General features: G+C 73.2%; 12 protein-coding genes and 1 pseudogene. 7 read left to right on the forward strand and 6 right to left on the reverse strand.

What is annotated here, in order from left to right; all coding sequences use genetic code 11:
* Positions 1 to 85 precede the first annotated feature (85 nt).
* A complete protein-coding gene (locus QMZ92_RS22390; protein ID WP_283299195.1) occupies positions 86 to 1,375 on the forward strand; it encodes an MFS transporter in 1,290 nt (429 codons plus the stop codon).
* A gap of 247 nt (positions 1,376 to 1,622) precedes the next feature.
* Positions 1,623 to 1,928, forward strand: a complete 306-nt coding sequence (locus tag QMZ92_RS22395) for a DUF6332 family protein (protein ID WP_283299196.1) — start codon at positions 1,623 to 1,625, stop codon at positions 1,926 to 1,928.
* Between the two features lie 42 nt (positions 1,929 to 1,970).
* On the opposite strand, the pseudogene QMZ92_RS22400 reads toward QMZ92_RS22395, so the two are convergent.
* Both QMZ92_RS22400 and QMZ92_RS22405 read right to left on the reverse strand, forming a co-directional pair.
* Positions 1,971 to 2,335 (reverse strand): annotated as a pseudogene (locus QMZ92_RS22400) (transcriptional regulator); the annotation flags it as partial.
* A gap of 13 nt (positions 2,336 to 2,348) precedes the next feature.
* Complete coding sequence (locus QMZ92_RS22405) at positions 2,349 to 3,089, reverse strand: TetR/AcrR family transcriptional regulator (RefSeq protein WP_283299197.1); 741 nt, start codon at positions 3,087 to 3,089, stop codon at positions 2,349 to 2,351.
* Between the two features lie 156 nt (positions 3,090 to 3,245).
* Here QMZ92_RS22405 and QMZ92_RS22410 point away from each other — a divergent pair, with 156 nt between their 5' ends.
* Positions 3,246 to 3,701, forward strand: a complete 456-nt coding sequence (locus tag QMZ92_RS22410) for a nitroreductase family deazaflavin-dependent oxidoreductase (RefSeq protein WP_283299198.1) — start codon at positions 3,246 to 3,248, stop codon at positions 3,699 to 3,701.
* A gap of 113 nt (positions 3,702 to 3,814) precedes the next feature.
* Here the strand turns inward: QMZ92_RS22410 and QMZ92_RS22415 are convergent, their stop codons facing one another.
* The gene (locus QMZ92_RS22415; protein WP_283299200.1) at positions 3,815 to 5,113 is read right to left on the reverse strand and encodes a geranylgeranyl reductase family protein; all 1,299 of its coding nucleotides are present in this window, start codon (positions 5,111 to 5,113) and stop codon (positions 3,815 to 3,817) included.
* A gap of 139 nt (positions 5,114 to 5,252) precedes the next feature.
* Here QMZ92_RS22415 and QMZ92_RS22420 point away from each other — a divergent pair, with 139 nt between their 5' ends.
* Both QMZ92_RS22420 and QMZ92_RS22425 read left to right on the forward strand, forming a co-directional pair.
* Entirely contained in the window at positions 5,253 to 6,617 is a 1,365-nt protein-coding gene (locus QMZ92_RS22420; protein WP_283299201.1) for a dipeptidase, read from the forward strand.
* A 97-nt stretch (positions 6,618 to 6,714) separates the two neighbouring features.
* Positions 6,715 to 7,404, forward strand: a complete 690-nt coding sequence (locus tag QMZ92_RS22425) for an MBL fold metallo-hydrolase (RefSeq protein ID WP_283299202.1) — start codon at positions 6,715 to 6,717, stop codon at positions 7,402 to 7,404.
* A gap of 161 nt (positions 7,405 to 7,565) precedes the next feature.
* Here QMZ92_RS22425 and QMZ92_RS22430 read toward each other — a convergent pair whose 3' ends face one another.
* A complete protein-coding gene (locus QMZ92_RS22430; RefSeq protein WP_283299203.1) occupies positions 7,566 to 8,597 on the reverse strand; it encodes an NUDIX hydrolase in 1,032 nt (343 codons plus the stop codon).
* A 154-nt stretch (positions 8,598 to 8,751) separates the two neighbouring features.
* On the opposite strand from QMZ92_RS22430, the gene QMZ92_RS22435 reads away from it, so the two are divergent.
* A complete protein-coding gene (locus QMZ92_RS22435) occupies positions 8,752 to 8,925 on the forward strand; it encodes a DUF8839 family protein (protein ID WP_283299204.1) in 174 nt (57 codons plus the stop codon).
* Between the two features lie 15 nt (positions 8,926 to 8,940).
* Here QMZ92_RS22435 and QMZ92_RS22440 read toward each other — a convergent pair whose 3' ends face one another.
* Complete coding sequence (locus QMZ92_RS22440; protein ID WP_283299205.1) at positions 8,941 to 9,870, reverse strand: peptidoglycan recognition protein family protein; 930 nt, start codon at positions 9,868 to 9,870, stop codon at positions 8,941 to 8,943.
* 540 nt (positions 9,871 to 10,410) lie between these two features.
* Between QMZ92_RS22440 and QMZ92_RS22445 the strand changes: the two genes are divergently transcribed.
* The gene (locus QMZ92_RS22445) at positions 10,411 to 11,271 is read left to right on the forward strand and encodes a DUF4394 domain-containing protein (protein ID WP_283299206.1); all 861 of its coding nucleotides are present in this window, start codon (positions 10,411 to 10,413) and stop codon (positions 11,269 to 11,271) included.
* A 496-nt stretch (positions 11,272 to 11,767) separates the two neighbouring features.
* Here QMZ92_RS22445 and QMZ92_RS22450 read toward each other — a convergent pair whose 3' ends face one another.
* Positions 11,768 to 12,727, reverse strand: a complete 960-nt coding sequence (locus QMZ92_RS22450) for an ROK family protein (protein WP_283299207.1) — start codon at positions 12,725 to 12,727, stop codon at positions 11,768 to 11,770.
* Between the last annotated feature and the right edge of the window lie 95 nt (positions 12,728 to 12,822).

A 12,822-nucleotide genomic window follows, 5' to 3' on the forward strand; every position in this document is an offset into this window, starting at 1 on the left:
GGCTCGGAGTGAGCCGGTCCCCGCCCGTGGGCCCCGCCGGTCGGCGCGGTTGTGCGGGTGCGGCGGCAGCCCCTATCCTCACTTTGTGCCGCTACTAAACAAACCATCCTCGTCCCGCTCCCTCACCCGGCTCCGGATCGCGCTCACCGTCTTCTTCGCCCTCGACGGCTTCCTCTTCGCGGGCTGGGTCGTCCGCATCCCCGCCATCAAGGAGCAGACCGGCGCGTCGGCGAGCGACCTCGGCCTCGCCCTCCTCGGCGTGTCCGCCGGGGCCGTGGTGACGATGACGCTCACCGGGCGCCTGTGCCGGCGCTTCGGAAGCCGGCCGCTGACCGTCGCGGCCGCGGTCCTCCTCTCGCTCGGCATCGCGCTGCCCGCACGGACCCACTCCGCGCTCGGCCTGGGCCTGGTGCTGCTGGTGTTCGGCGCTGCCTACGGCGGAATCAACGTGGCCATGAACAGCGTCGCGGTGGACCTGGTCGCGGCGCTGCGAAGGCCCGTCATGCCCGGCTTCCACGCGGCCTTCAGCCTGGGCGGCATGATCGGCGCCGGCCTCGGCGGACTGGTGGCCGCGGGCCTTCCGGCCTCCTCGCACCTGCTCGTCCTCACCGTCACCGGGCTCGCCGTCACCGCCGCGGCCGGACCGGTGCTGCTGCGGCACCCCTCTCCCGCCGTCCACGAGAGCACCGGCCGAACCGCGTCCCCCGGCGACCTCGGGGACGACCCGGTCCACCCCTCCCGCCGCACACGGCGGCTCGTCGCGGTCTTCGGCGTCATCGCCCTGTGCACCGCGTACGGCGAAGGAGCGCTGGCCGACTGGGGAGCGCTCCACCTGGAGCAGGATCTCGGGGCGCACGCGGGGGTGGCGGCTGCCGGATACTCGCTGTTCGCCCTGGCGATGACGGCGGGACGACTCTCCGGCACGACGCTGCTGGAGCGGCTCGGCCAGACCCGGACACTGGTCGCGGGCGGGGCGACCGCAGCCGCCGGCATGCTGCTCGGCTCGCTGGCGCCGACGGTCTGGCCGGCCCTGCTGGGCTTCGCCGTGACCGGACTCGGACTGGCGAACATCTTCCCCGTCGCGGTGGCGCGAGCCGGCGCGCTCGCCGGGCCGGGCGGTGTGGCCACCGCCTCCACCCTGGGCTACGGCGGCATGCTGCTGGGACCCCCGGCGATCGGCTTCCTCGCCGACTGGTTCTCGCTGCCGGTGGCACTGACGACGGTGGCCGCGCTCGCCGCCACGGCCTCGGTGATCGGTTACGCCGTCCGCCGGGTCCCGGCGGGAACGGCCGCGGAGGAACGGGCCGAGAACCGGCGGCCGTTCGCCGTCTCGGCGCCCGTCCGAGCGGAGCCGTGCCGGAGCGAGCCGAGCTGACGCGGAGGGGGTGCCGATGCGGAGGCGGGCGCGACGCGTGGACATCAACCGTGCGGGCCGAGAGCCGGCCGAGAGGCGAGCACGGACCACCTGAGTGCCCGTCCTGGTGCCCGGCTACGCGCTGTCGCTCCGGATCGACCTCGCGCCCGCTGCGCCGCGGTGGCCGGCCGAACGCCCGACGGGGCGTCCACCAGGGCGGCGGGTGTGGGGAGTTGCCCGCTCACCGACGCCCTGTGACACTTCCCGCATGGGGGAACGCACACAGGCACAGCGGGACGAGATGACCGTCGAGATCGGTTACGCGCTGCTCAGCGCGGCCTTCGCGGCGGCGGTGGTGTTCGGGGCGATCGCGGGACCGAAGCTGGTGTTCACCATGCCGTACGCCGTCGAGCGCGGGCTGATCCCGGCCGCCGTGGCGGCGGCGGCGCTGGTCTTCCCGCTGCGGGTGGTGACGGTGCTGCGGCGGTTCTCCCGCGAGGCCGGCCGGACCGGCCGATCCGGTCAACCGGTGCGGCCCGCTCGGACCGACCGGACCGGGCCGGGTGAACCCTGATCCGCCCAGGCGTCCCGGCCGGTCCGGCCGGACCGGCCGGACCGGCCGGACCGGCCCCGACTCGTAGGCGAGGACGACGAGTCGGGCGCGGTCCCGGGCACCCTGCGTCACCGTCGCCCCGCTGACGTGAGTCCGGGCCCGTGAGCGGGCGGCAACGGGGCGGCGGGCGATCCCTCGCTGGTCAGCCCGACGCCGACGCGGGCCATCACCTGCGGTTCCCGCTCGATGAGTTCGGAAAGCGCCCCGGCAGCCCCGGTCCCGGCGGGACCCTTGGAGCGGGCCGCGAACCCGGCGACGAGCCGAAGCGCCACGCCCGGCGGCGGCAGGGCGTCGCCCGCCACCACCGCCCGTGGCGCACGCAGCAGTTCCTCGGGCTCGGCGTCCTTCACGAGGAACCCGGAGGCGCCGTACCAGCCGGGGTCAGCCCCGGCTCTCGGCGGACGGGGCGATCCCCGCCTCCCGGCCGATCCGGGCCGCGGCGTGCGCGAAGAACGCGTCCCTGTCCTCCACGATCCGGTGGAACTGCCCGAACACCTCGAAGGAGATCAGCCCGAAGAGCTGCGACCAGGCGGCCACCAGGGAGGCGACGAGCTCCGGCGGCAGTCCGGGGGCGAGGTCCGCCGCCATCCGCCCGGCCTCGGGGCGCATCTCCTCGGGGAGTCCGGGCGGCGCGGTGCCGGGCCCCAGGTGTGCGTCGCGCGCGATGCCGACGAGGGCGAGGCCCACCCGGGAGGCGGGAGCGACCGTGGTCTGCGGGGCGGCGTAGCCGGGTACGGGTGAGCCGTAGATCAGCGCGTACTCGTGCGGGTGTCCGAGGGCCCAGGCGCGGACGGCGACGCAGACGGCGACCCAGCGGGTGAGCGGGTCCCCGTCGGCACGGGCGGCCTTCTCCGCGGCGGCGCCGACCGAGTCGTACGCGTCCACGATCAGCGCCGTGAGCAGTTCGTCCCGGCTGGGGAAGTAGCGGTAGAGCGCCGAGGAGACCATGCCGAGCTCCCGGGCGACGGCGCGCAGGGAGAGTTTCGCGGCGCCGTCGGCGGCGAGTTGCCTGCGCGCCTCGACCTTGATGGCCGCGGTGATCTCACCGCGGGCCCGCTCCCTCGCTCCCCGGACTGCGGGGCCGGTGCCGCCCGACCGGCCAGTGCGGTGCTCGCTGTTCATGGGGAGCAGTGTGCCACGACCGAGAGCACCGACCAACAACGAGAGCACTGCTCTTGAATCGACGGGCGAGCGTCGTGCACACTGCTCTCAAGCGAGAGCAGTGCTCTCACCCGGATCCGGTGCCCGGCCGGAGTCACGTCCACGGAGGTCTTCGCCATGTCGTCGTCGCCGCACTACATCAAGGCCGGACCGGTCGCTCAGCTCTTCAACAACCTCGTCGGCCGGCTGGCACGGCACGGCGTCAGCCTGCTCGGGTCCGCCGAGCTCTCCGTGCGGGGGCGCAAGAGCGGCCGGATGCAGCGCATCCCGGTCAATCCGCACAGCCACGGCGGTCGGCAGTACCTGGTCTCGGCCCGCGGCCACTCCCAGTGGGTCCGCAACATGCGCGCGGCGGGCGGCGGAGAGCTACGCGTCGGCCGCACGGTCCGTGCTTTCACCGCCACCGAGGTCATGGACGCCGCCGAGAAGCTCCCCGTCCTTCGCGCCTACCTGGAGCGCTGGGGCTGGGAGGTCAACCAGTACTTCAAGGGCGTGACCGCCAAGTCATCGGACGAGGAGATCCTGGCGGCCGCCGCCGACCACCCGGTCTTCCTGATCGCCGTGGAGAGGTGATCGCCGGTGGAGCGGCGTCCCCGGGCGGAGGGCCCCACACGAAGGAGTGCCCCCGGCCGCAGGCCGTCACGCCCGGACGGCGCGACGCACGGTGATCACCGCACGGCCGGCGATCAGGGCGTGACGGGGGCTCCGTCCGCCCCGTCGTCCCCACCCGCGGCGTCCGTCGCCCGGTCCCGCGGGGCGGGCGGCACGGGGCGGGAGCGGTCCATGGCCTCCAGGGCGCGCCGGGCGACCCCGTGCGTCCGCACGATGCCGGCCAGCGTCGTGACTCCGCGCGTGATGTCGGAGAACGCCTTCCAGGCCGGACGGAAACCCGTGATCGCCGCGTGCAGGATTCCCGGACGCCGTTCGAACACCGCGAGCATCCGCCGGCCGACGCCCATCTCCACACCCAGCCCCGCCTTGATGGCGAACGCGTAGTTGAGCGCCTGGCGGCGGGCGTCGACCGCGTCGTTCGCCTCCGCGACCCGCACCGCCCACTCCCCGGCAAGCCGGCCCGAGCGCAGCGCGAAGGAGATGCCCTCCCGGGTCCACGGCTCCAGCAGTCCCGCCGCGTCACCGCAGACCAGCACCCGCCCGCGCGACAGCGGCGAGTCGTCACTGCGACAGCGGGTCAGATGCCCGGAGGAGACCGCCGGCTCGAACCCGGCCAGTCCCAGCCGGGCGATGAAGTCCTCGAGATAGCGCTTGGTGGCGGCGCCCTCGCCACGGGCCGAGATCACCCCGACCGTCAGTACGTCGCCCTTCGGGAACACCCAGCCGTAACTCCCCGGCATCGGGCCCCAGTCGATGAGCACCCGGCCCGCCCAGTCCTCCGCGACAGTGGAGGGCACGGGGATCTCCGCCTCCAGGCCCAGATCCACCTGGTCCGTCTTCACCCCGACGTGCGCTCCTATGCGGCTGGCGCTGCCGTCCGCCCCGACCACGGCGCGTGCGAGGACGGTCTCCCCGTCGGCGAGCACGACCGCGACGGTGCGGCGGTCGGGCACGGCCGGTCCGTGCTGCTCGACCCGGGACACGGTGGCACCGGTGCGCAGGACGGCGCCGGCCTTCTCCGCGTGCTGCACCAGAGCGGCGTCGAACTCCGGGCGGTTGATGAGCCCGAACAGCATCCGCCGCGAGCGCCGGGTACGGGCCAGCCTGCCGTTCATCGAGAAGGTGACCGCGTGCACCCGGTCCTTCAGGGGAAGTTCGAATCCTGGCGGCAGTGCGTCCCGCGAGGGACCGATGATCCCGCCGCCGCAGGTCTTGTAGCGAGGCAGCTCGGCTTTCTCCAGAAGGAGCACCCGTCGGCCGGTCACCGCGGCCGCGTAGGCCGCCGACGCTCCCGCGGGACCCGCGCCGACCACGACGACGTCCCACACCGGTTCGTCCCGCCCGTTGACGGCATCTGCGTTCTCGCTGCTCACGATGTGCTTCTGCTCCCGATCCGTCGCTCGGCCCAAGGTCTCCACGGCATCCTACGGCGCGGCCACCGCCCGTCACGCTGTGGGAGGATCGCCGTACCTTCGCACTACACACAACGTCGCACCCACAAGGAGCGTGCCCATGACCGCCAATCCGATCGCCGAGACCGTCGCGTCCCTGATGCCCCGCGCGAAGGCGGAGCTCGCGGAACTGGTGGCGTTCGAATCGGTGGCGGACCCGGCGGTGGCCCCCGGGAGCGAGTGCGAGGCCGCCGCGAACTGGGTCGCGGAGGCGCTGCGAGCCGAGGGCTGCCAGGACGTGGCGCTGCTCGACACCCCCGACGGCTCGCAGTCCGTGTACGGCTTCCTGCCCGGCCCCGAGGGCGCCCCCACCGTGCTGCTGTACGCGCACTACGACGTGCAGCCGAAGCTCGACGAGTCGGCGTGGGTGACGCCCCCGTTCGAGCTGACGGAGCGCGACGGCCGCTGGTACGGGCGCGGCGCCGCCGACTGCAAGGGCGGCTTCATCATGCACCTGCTCGCGCTGCGCGCCCTCAAGGCGAACGGCGGGGTGCCCGTCTCCGTCAAGGTGATTGTGGAGGGCTCCGAGGAGCAGGGCACCGGCGGCCTCGAGCGGTACGCCGAGGCGCATCCGGATCTGCTCGCCGCCGACACGATCGTCATCGGCGACGCCGGCAACTTCCGGGTGGGACTGCCCACCGTCACCGCGACGCTGCGCGGGATGACGATGGTCCGGGTCACGATCGACACCCTGGCGGGGAATCTGCACTCCGGGCAGTTCGGCGGCGCCGCGCCGGACGCCCTGGCGGCGCTGATCCGCGTCCTGGACTCGCTCCGCGCCGAGGACGGCTCGACGGTGATCGAGGGGCTCGACGCCGACACCGCCTGGGAAGGACTCCAGTACCCGGAAGCCGACTTCCGCAAGGACGCGAAGGTCCTCGACGGTGTGGACCTGATCGGCGACGGCACGGTCGCCGACCGGATCTGGGCGCGCCCGGCCGTCACGGTGATCGGCGTCGACTGCTCCCCCGTCGCGGGCGCCACCCCCTCGGTGCCGGCGAGCGCCCGCGCGCAGATCAGTCTGCGGGTACCGCCCGGCCAGGACGCCGCCGAGGCGACGAAGCTGCTGTTCGCCCACATCGAGAAGCACACGCCGTGGAACGCCCGGGTGAGCGTCGAGCAGGTCGGCCAGGGCCAGCCGTTCCTCGCCGACGTGCGGAGCCCGGCGTACACGGCGATGGCCGAGGCCATGCGGATCGCCTACCCGGGCCAGGAGATGCAGGCCGCGGGCATGGGCGGCTCGATCCCGCTCTGCAACACGCTCGCCGAGCTGTACCCGTCGGCGGAGATCCTGCTGATCGGGCTGAGCGAGCCGGACGCCCAGATCCACGCCGTCAACGAGAGCGTCTCGCCGGAGGAACTGGAGCGGCTGTCCGTGGCCGAGGCGCACTTCCTGGTCAACTACGCGCGCTCCCGCCGAGCATAGGGAACCACCGCCGGCCACCCCGGTCCACGCTCTCGGCGAAGTTCGCCGAGAGCGTGGACCGGGGTGGCAGCGGGCCGTCACCGCGTACGTTCGCCGCATGGACGTCATCGAGGTACTGCCGCAACTGCACATGTTCCGCTTCCGCATCGGTCAGGCCTTCCTGTGGCGCGACGGGGACGAACTCACCCTGATCGACGCCGGGGACGTGACCGCCGCACCGGGCGTCGAACGGGCGGTCCGCTCGCTCGGCGCCGATCCGGCGGGGCTGCGCCGGATCGTGCTGACGCACTGCCATCGGGACCACATCGGCGCCGCGGGAGAACTCGCCGACCGGTTCGGAGCCGAGGTGATGGCCCACCGGCTGGACGCTCCGGTGATCCGCGGCACGGCGCCGGTGCCCGAACCGGTGCTGCTGGACTGGGAACGCTCTCTGTACGAGCACGCCCTCACGGTCCCGGTGGCGCCGCCGGTGCGGGTGGACCGGGAGTTGGAGGACGGCGACGAGCTGGACTTCGGCGGCGGGGCCCGGGTGGTGCACGTACCGGGCCACACCGACGGCTCGGTGGCGGTCCATCTGCCGTGCCACGGCGTCCTGTTCACCGGGGACGCAGTCGCGGGAGTCGGCCGGGTCATGCCGGGCGTCTTCAACGTGGACCGCGAGCGGGCGGTGGACTCGGTGCGGCGGCTGGCGTCCCTGGCGCCGTCCACGGTGTGCTTCGGGCACGGCGACCCGCTCGCGGAGGACGCGGCCGCCGTCCTGAGCGGCGCGGGCGAGGTCACGCCGTGACCCGACGCGGGACGGTGCCCGGCCGGCGCGGCACGGGTCGTTTCCGGGCGCGAGCCCGCGCGCACGTGCCGTGGGCCGGGCCGCCCGGTGGACGTGTGTCGAGCCGGGCGACCGACCGGCTCGACGCACCGGACGGCACCGGACGCCGCGCCTCGTACTCGTCAGACGGGCACGCCTGCCTCCAGGTTCAGCACCGTGCCGCGTTCCCGGGCCCGCAGGGCCCAGCGCAGCCGTTCGTAGCGGACCGGGGGCAGCATCCCCGCGGCCTCCTCCTCCGATGCGAAGCGCCAGTCCCTCAGTTCGGCCCCGGGCAGGCTCACCCGCTCGGCCGCGTCGTCGCCGGTGAGCCGCCCTCCGTCGAAGAGCAGCCGGAGCCCTCCGTACCCGGGTGGCCGGGGCGGCTCCCAGTCGACGACGAGCAGCCGCGGCACGGCACCGAGCTCGATGCCTATCTCCTCGGCGACCTCCCTGATCCCCGCGCGTGCCGGGGCCTCGCCCGCCTCGACGACCCCGCCGGGGAACTCCCAGCCGGGTTTGTAGGTGGGGTCGACGAGGAGCACCCGGTCCTGTTCGTCGAAGAGCAGGACTCCGGCGGCGAGGGTCTCGGCCGTGGGTTCCGCCGTCTGCACGATGTCGCTGACTCCGGCCGCGCCGGAGTGTACGGCCTCCGCGACCGTCTCCGCGGTCTCCCTCGGCGTGAGGCACGAGTTGTCGACGGCGTGGGCGTCGGCGGTCAGCCAGGCGAGGGCGGCGCGGTAGCGCTCGATGTGGTCGTACGCGTCGTCCTCCCCCGGGCGTTCCCCGGGAGCGCACGGCTCCTCACGGGCGGCGATCCGCGAGCGCAGGATCGTTTCGTCCGGGCGGAGCAGCACATGCCGGACCGGGATCCGGCGCGCGGCGAGGCCGCCGAAGATCTCGTCGCGGTACTCCTGCCGCAGCAGAGTCATCGGAACCACCAGCACCCCGCCGACCTCGGCGAGCAGCGCGGCCGCGGTGTCCACGACCAGCCGGCGCCAGATGGGCAGGTCCTGGTGGTCCGTCACTTCGGCGAGTCGTTTCTGCGGCAGTAGGGCCCGCATCGCCACGCCGATCACCTCGGGGTCGTACAACGTGCTGTTCGGGATCAGATCGATCAGCTCGCGAGCAGTGGTCGTCTTGCCCGCGCTGAACGCACCGTTGATCCAGACGATCACGGTTCCCCCTCCTCCGTAGCCCCCTGTGGACTGCCCGCAACACCCTGCCACGGAAACGTCACTCCGGAAGCGTCGCGCCCGCCGCGCGGGCCCGGGCCGTAACACATCCGGACGGAGCTTCGTTGGGGATCACGGACGAGCAAGGGGGTGCGGGATGCGCCGAACGGTGCTGGAGACGTTTCCCGCCGGTGGCCCGCGAGGGAGCCGACCGGCAGAGGAGTTCGCGCGGAGGCGCCGGGACGAGGGCGTCCCGGCGGAGGTGGTCATGGATCTGGACACGGACGCGTTCCTCGTCGTGATCCCGCAGCAGGGGGCCGAGTCCCGCTGAGCCCGTCGCCCGGGGTCACAGGGCCCAGTACGGCCCCGAGACGACGCGGTGGAGCAGTCGCACCGACGACCCGTCCGGTGTGGTCGCCCGGACCTCGAACCGGAGATGGCGGCCCTTGGGCACGTCCGCGGTGCACTGGAACTGGTGGCCGCCGGGTCCCTTTCCGGTGACGGTGAGGTACGCGGACGGGTTTCGGCCCGCGGTGTCGGTCAGGTAGAACCGGCCCTCTATCCGCGCCTCCTCGTGGGTGTTGTCGGCGAACAGCAGATGGACCAGGGTCGAGTGGCGCCGGGGCCCCGAGTGCAGGACGGCGTCCGTGAAGGCCAGGCCCGTCCAGACACCGGAACGGAGCGCGACGTCCACGGAGTTGGACTCATTCAGCATGGACGGCATGTCGGGGGCCTCCTGGGGCGGGCTCTGTCCGGTCGCGCGGGCGACGATTCCGGGGAAGACGACGTTCTTGAACTGGCGCACCCGGGCGTCCCCCGGGCAGGCGGTGCCGGACACCGCCCAGGCGGAGTGCAGACGGTGGTAGCCGTAGCCGGGGTCGTCGTGGCTGCGGCAGATACGGAGCGGGATGTCGTGCCGCTGGTGCAGCCACACCCCGAGCCGGACCAGTTGCTCGACCTGAGCATCGGTCCACGGGTCCGACGACTTGGTGTTCGACGCGGTCTCGATGCTGACGGCGCCGGTTCCGTCCGGGCGCCGGTTCGCGCTTGCATTGGCGTCGGCACGGGTCTCGGTGCCGATGTACTGGCCCAGGTCGCCCTCGTAGCCGAGACCGAAATGGGACTCGAGGTTGGTGGACTTCCAGTATTCGTAGAGCCGTCGGGCGGTCCACGGCGCGGCGATGCTGTGCAGGATGAACTGGGTGGGCCGGATGGCCGGCTGACCGTCCGACTCTGGCTGTAGCTCGTACTTGGTGGCGCCTGGGTACCAGGCCATGCGCGCACCCCCTTCTGTCGTGCCCATGACCCTGATGCCGCAGGTCGGGGCCCGGGAAACCCCCGCACGGGGCATTTCGGCGCGGCGCGGGGGCGTATCCGCGCTCAAGCGGCGCCCGCTGCTCCACCACGTGCCGCGGTGACCCTGCACGCCTTCGCGTGAGCACGGGAGGACGTCCCGACGCCTCACCTCCACACCGCACGAAACGCCGAAGGGTGCCGGCGCGGGGATCGCCGCCCAGCCGGCCACGGCGTCGGCGTTTCGTGCGACTCCGGACGCCGACCGGCCCTTCCCTCGGAAGGCGGCTGAACACCGGCCGGCGGGTCACTCCACCGGCGGACGCCTCTGACGGGCCTGCGCGACGCCCGTCCTCGCCACGCCCGGCGAGGGCCCGACACGCGGTGATCGCGTTCCCTCGGTCGGAGCAGCGGGCGACGCCTTATGGGTCTATTCAGAGCGCTATACGGTGATTTACATGCTTATCGTCGGCGTGTTGACGCCTCATCGGATGGGGGCGTCCGAAGAGAGCTCGGAGATCTTATGCGTGCAGCAGCAATCGCTCTTGCCCTCGCGGCCTCGATCGCCACAGCCGCGCCGGCGACCGCCGTCGGCATGGAAGACGGAGGCAACGAGAACGGCGGCGGCAGCAAGAGTCTGACCGTTACGGGTCTGACCAGTGACCAGAGGCTCGTGCAGTTCCGTGCCAACCGTCCGCAGGACGTCAAGGAGATCGGCGCGGTCACCGGACTGCAGGAGGACACGACGCTGGTCGGCATCGACTACCGGGCACAGGACGGCCAGCTGTACGGCGTCGGCAACGCCGGCGGCGTGTACACCATCAATGCGCAGACCGCAGCGGCCACCCTGCTCCACCGGCTGGAGGTCCTGCTGGAGGGCACCCACTTCGGCGTGGACTTCAGCGCCTCCGCCAACCGGCTGCGGATCGTCAGCAACACCGGCCAGAACCTCCGCCACCACGTCGAGGACGGCAACACCGAGGAGGACACCGACCTCACGGTCCTCGGGGTGGCCGGCGCGGCCTACACGAACAACGACATGGCCCCGGCCACCGACACCACGCTGTTCGTCATCGACGCGAACGGCGACCAGGTCGGCGTCGTGTCCCCGCCGAACACCGGCGTCCTCGAGTCCACCGGTGATCTGGGGATGAACGCCGGCCTTCCGGCCGGATTCGACATCTACTCCTCGGCCAAGGCCACGAACCAGGGCTTCGCCTCGCTCCAGACCAACGGCGGCACCACCGGCTTCTACCGGGTCGATCTGCTGACCGGTGAGGCCACGAGGGTCGGCCAGGCGTTCCCGGTCCAGGTGGTCGACATCGCGGTGCCCCTGACCCAGGCCCAGGACGACGACAACGACTATCCCGGCAACGGCAACTGATCCGGCANCCACGAGGGTCGGCCAGGCGTTCCCGGTCCAGGTGGTCGACATCGCGGTGCCCCTGACCCAGGCCCAGGACGACGACAACGACTATCCCGGCAACGGCAACTGATCCGGCACGACCCGGGCATGCCGCGGTGCTGTGCCGGAGCGTTCCTCCGGCACAGCACCGCGGCATGCCCGCCGGACCGGTGCGTCACCGGATGACGCATCCCCGGTACCGGACGCCGCCTCGCACGCCTCACCGCCGGGCAGTGCGGTGTACCCGCCGACTCCCGGAGCCACCCAGCCGCCGCTCGGCGGTGGTGCACACCCGGCGGCGGTCGTCCACCGGCCGTGAAACGGCGGGCCTCTGGCGGAACCTGGTTCGCCCGGGGACCCCGGTGCCTCGGACGCGGGCGCCGAACCCCCCGGCTGCGGACCGCGGTTCGGCGCCGCGGCGGAGTTCGCCCGCCGGCGCGTCCGGCTCGGCCCGGCGTCGCCGCCGCCCCGGTCCTCAGCCCGCCGCCGTTGCCTCCGCCTGGCCGCGCGGGCCGGGCCGGACCGCGGCGGCAGCGCCGAGGAGACCGGCGTCGGTGCCCGTCAGGGCCGGCGCCACGACGAGGTCCTTGACGAAGGAGAGGGTGGCGTAGTCGCGCAGCGCGCTGCGCAGGGGGGCGAAGAGGACCTCTCCCGCACCCGCCACTCCCCCGCCCACCACGGCGATACCGATCTCGACGAGCGTGGCGGTGGCGGCGATTCCGGCGGCCAGGGCCTGAGCAGCCCGCTCGAAGGAGGCGATCGCGACCGGATCGCCCGCGGCGGCGGACGCGGCGACGGCGGCCGCCGAGGAATCCCCGTCCGGGCCGGGACGCCAGCCGCCCTCGAGGGCCCGGCGGGCGATGTTCGGGCCGCTCGCGATCCGTTCCACACAACCGCGCGCCCCGCACGGGCAGAGGTCGCCGTCGAGGTCGACGCTGATGTGGCCGATGTGACCGGCGTTCCCGGTCGGCCCCGGGTACAGCCTGCCGCCGAGCACGAGGCCACCGCCGACGCCGGTGGAGACCACCATGCACAGGGCGTTGTCGTATCCGCGTGCCGCGCCCTGCCAGTGCTCGGCCGCGGTCATGGCGACACCGTCGCCGACCAGTTCCACCGGCAGCCCGCCGGTGGCCGCACGCACCCGGTCCACCAGTGGAAACCCACGCCAGCCGGGGACGTTGACCGGGCTGACCGTGCCCGCTGACGCGTTCACCGGACCCGCGCTGCCGATGCCCACCGCGGTGACGTGCAGCCAGATCGGCGAGGCGCAGAGCTCGCCGAGTACCGACGCGACCGCGCGCATCACCGTCTCGCCGTCCTCGCGCGCCGGCGTCGGACGCTGCGCCCGTAGGAGAATCCGGCCGCTGCCGTCCACCAGCGCGCCGGCGATCTTGGTACCGCCGATGTCGAGCGCGGCGACGAGGTCGTTATGCATCGGTGTGCGATCTCCCGGGGACGGACCAGCTGCTTCTCCGACCAGTCTCCATTCCCCTGACAACGTTGTCCAGGGCCTATGCTCGACGCCACACC

The sequence above is a fragment of the Streptomyces sp. HNM0645 genome (genome assembly GCF_030056615.1).
GTDB lineage: Bacteria > Actinomycetota > Actinomycetes > Streptomycetales > Streptomycetaceae > Streptomyces > Streptomyces marianii.

Bases quoted from the DNA above. Each gene is read 5' to 3' on its own strand.
- QMZ92_RS22405 (WP_283299197.1), bottom strand. From the start codon at position 3,089: ATGAACAGCGAGCACCGCACTGGCCGGTCGGGCGGCACCGGCCCCGCA.
- QMZ92_RS22420 (WP_283299201.1), top strand. From the start codon at position 5,253: ATGACCGCCAATCCGATCGCCGAGACCGTCGCGTCCCTGATGCCCCGC.
- QMZ92_RS22425 (WP_283299202.1), top strand. From the start codon at position 6,715: ATGGACGTCATCGAGGTACTGCCGCAACTGCACATGTTCCGCTTCCGC.
- QMZ92_RS22435 (WP_283299204.1), top strand. From the start codon at position 8,752: ATGCGCCGAACGGTGCTGGAGACGTTTCCCGCCGGTGGCCCGCGAGGG.
- QMZ92_RS22440 (WP_283299205.1), bottom strand. From the start codon at position 9,870: ATGGCCTGGTACCCAGGCGCCACCAAGTACGAGCTACAGCCAGAGTCG.
- QMZ92_RS22410 (WP_283299198.1), top strand. From the start codon at position 3,246: ATGTCGTCGTCGCCGCACTACATCAAGGCCGGACCGGTCGCTCAGCTC.
- QMZ92_RS22445 (WP_283299206.1), top strand. From the start codon at position 10,411: ATGCGTGCAGCAGCAATCGCTCTTGCCCTCGCGGCCTCGATCGCCACA.
- QMZ92_RS22395 (WP_283299196.1), top strand. From the start codon at position 1,623: ATGGGGGAACGCACACAGGCACAGCGGGACGAGATGACCGTCGAGATC.
- QMZ92_RS22450 (WP_283299207.1), bottom strand. From the start codon at position 12,727: ATGCATAACGACCTCGTCGCCGCGCTCGACATCGGCGGTACCAAGATC.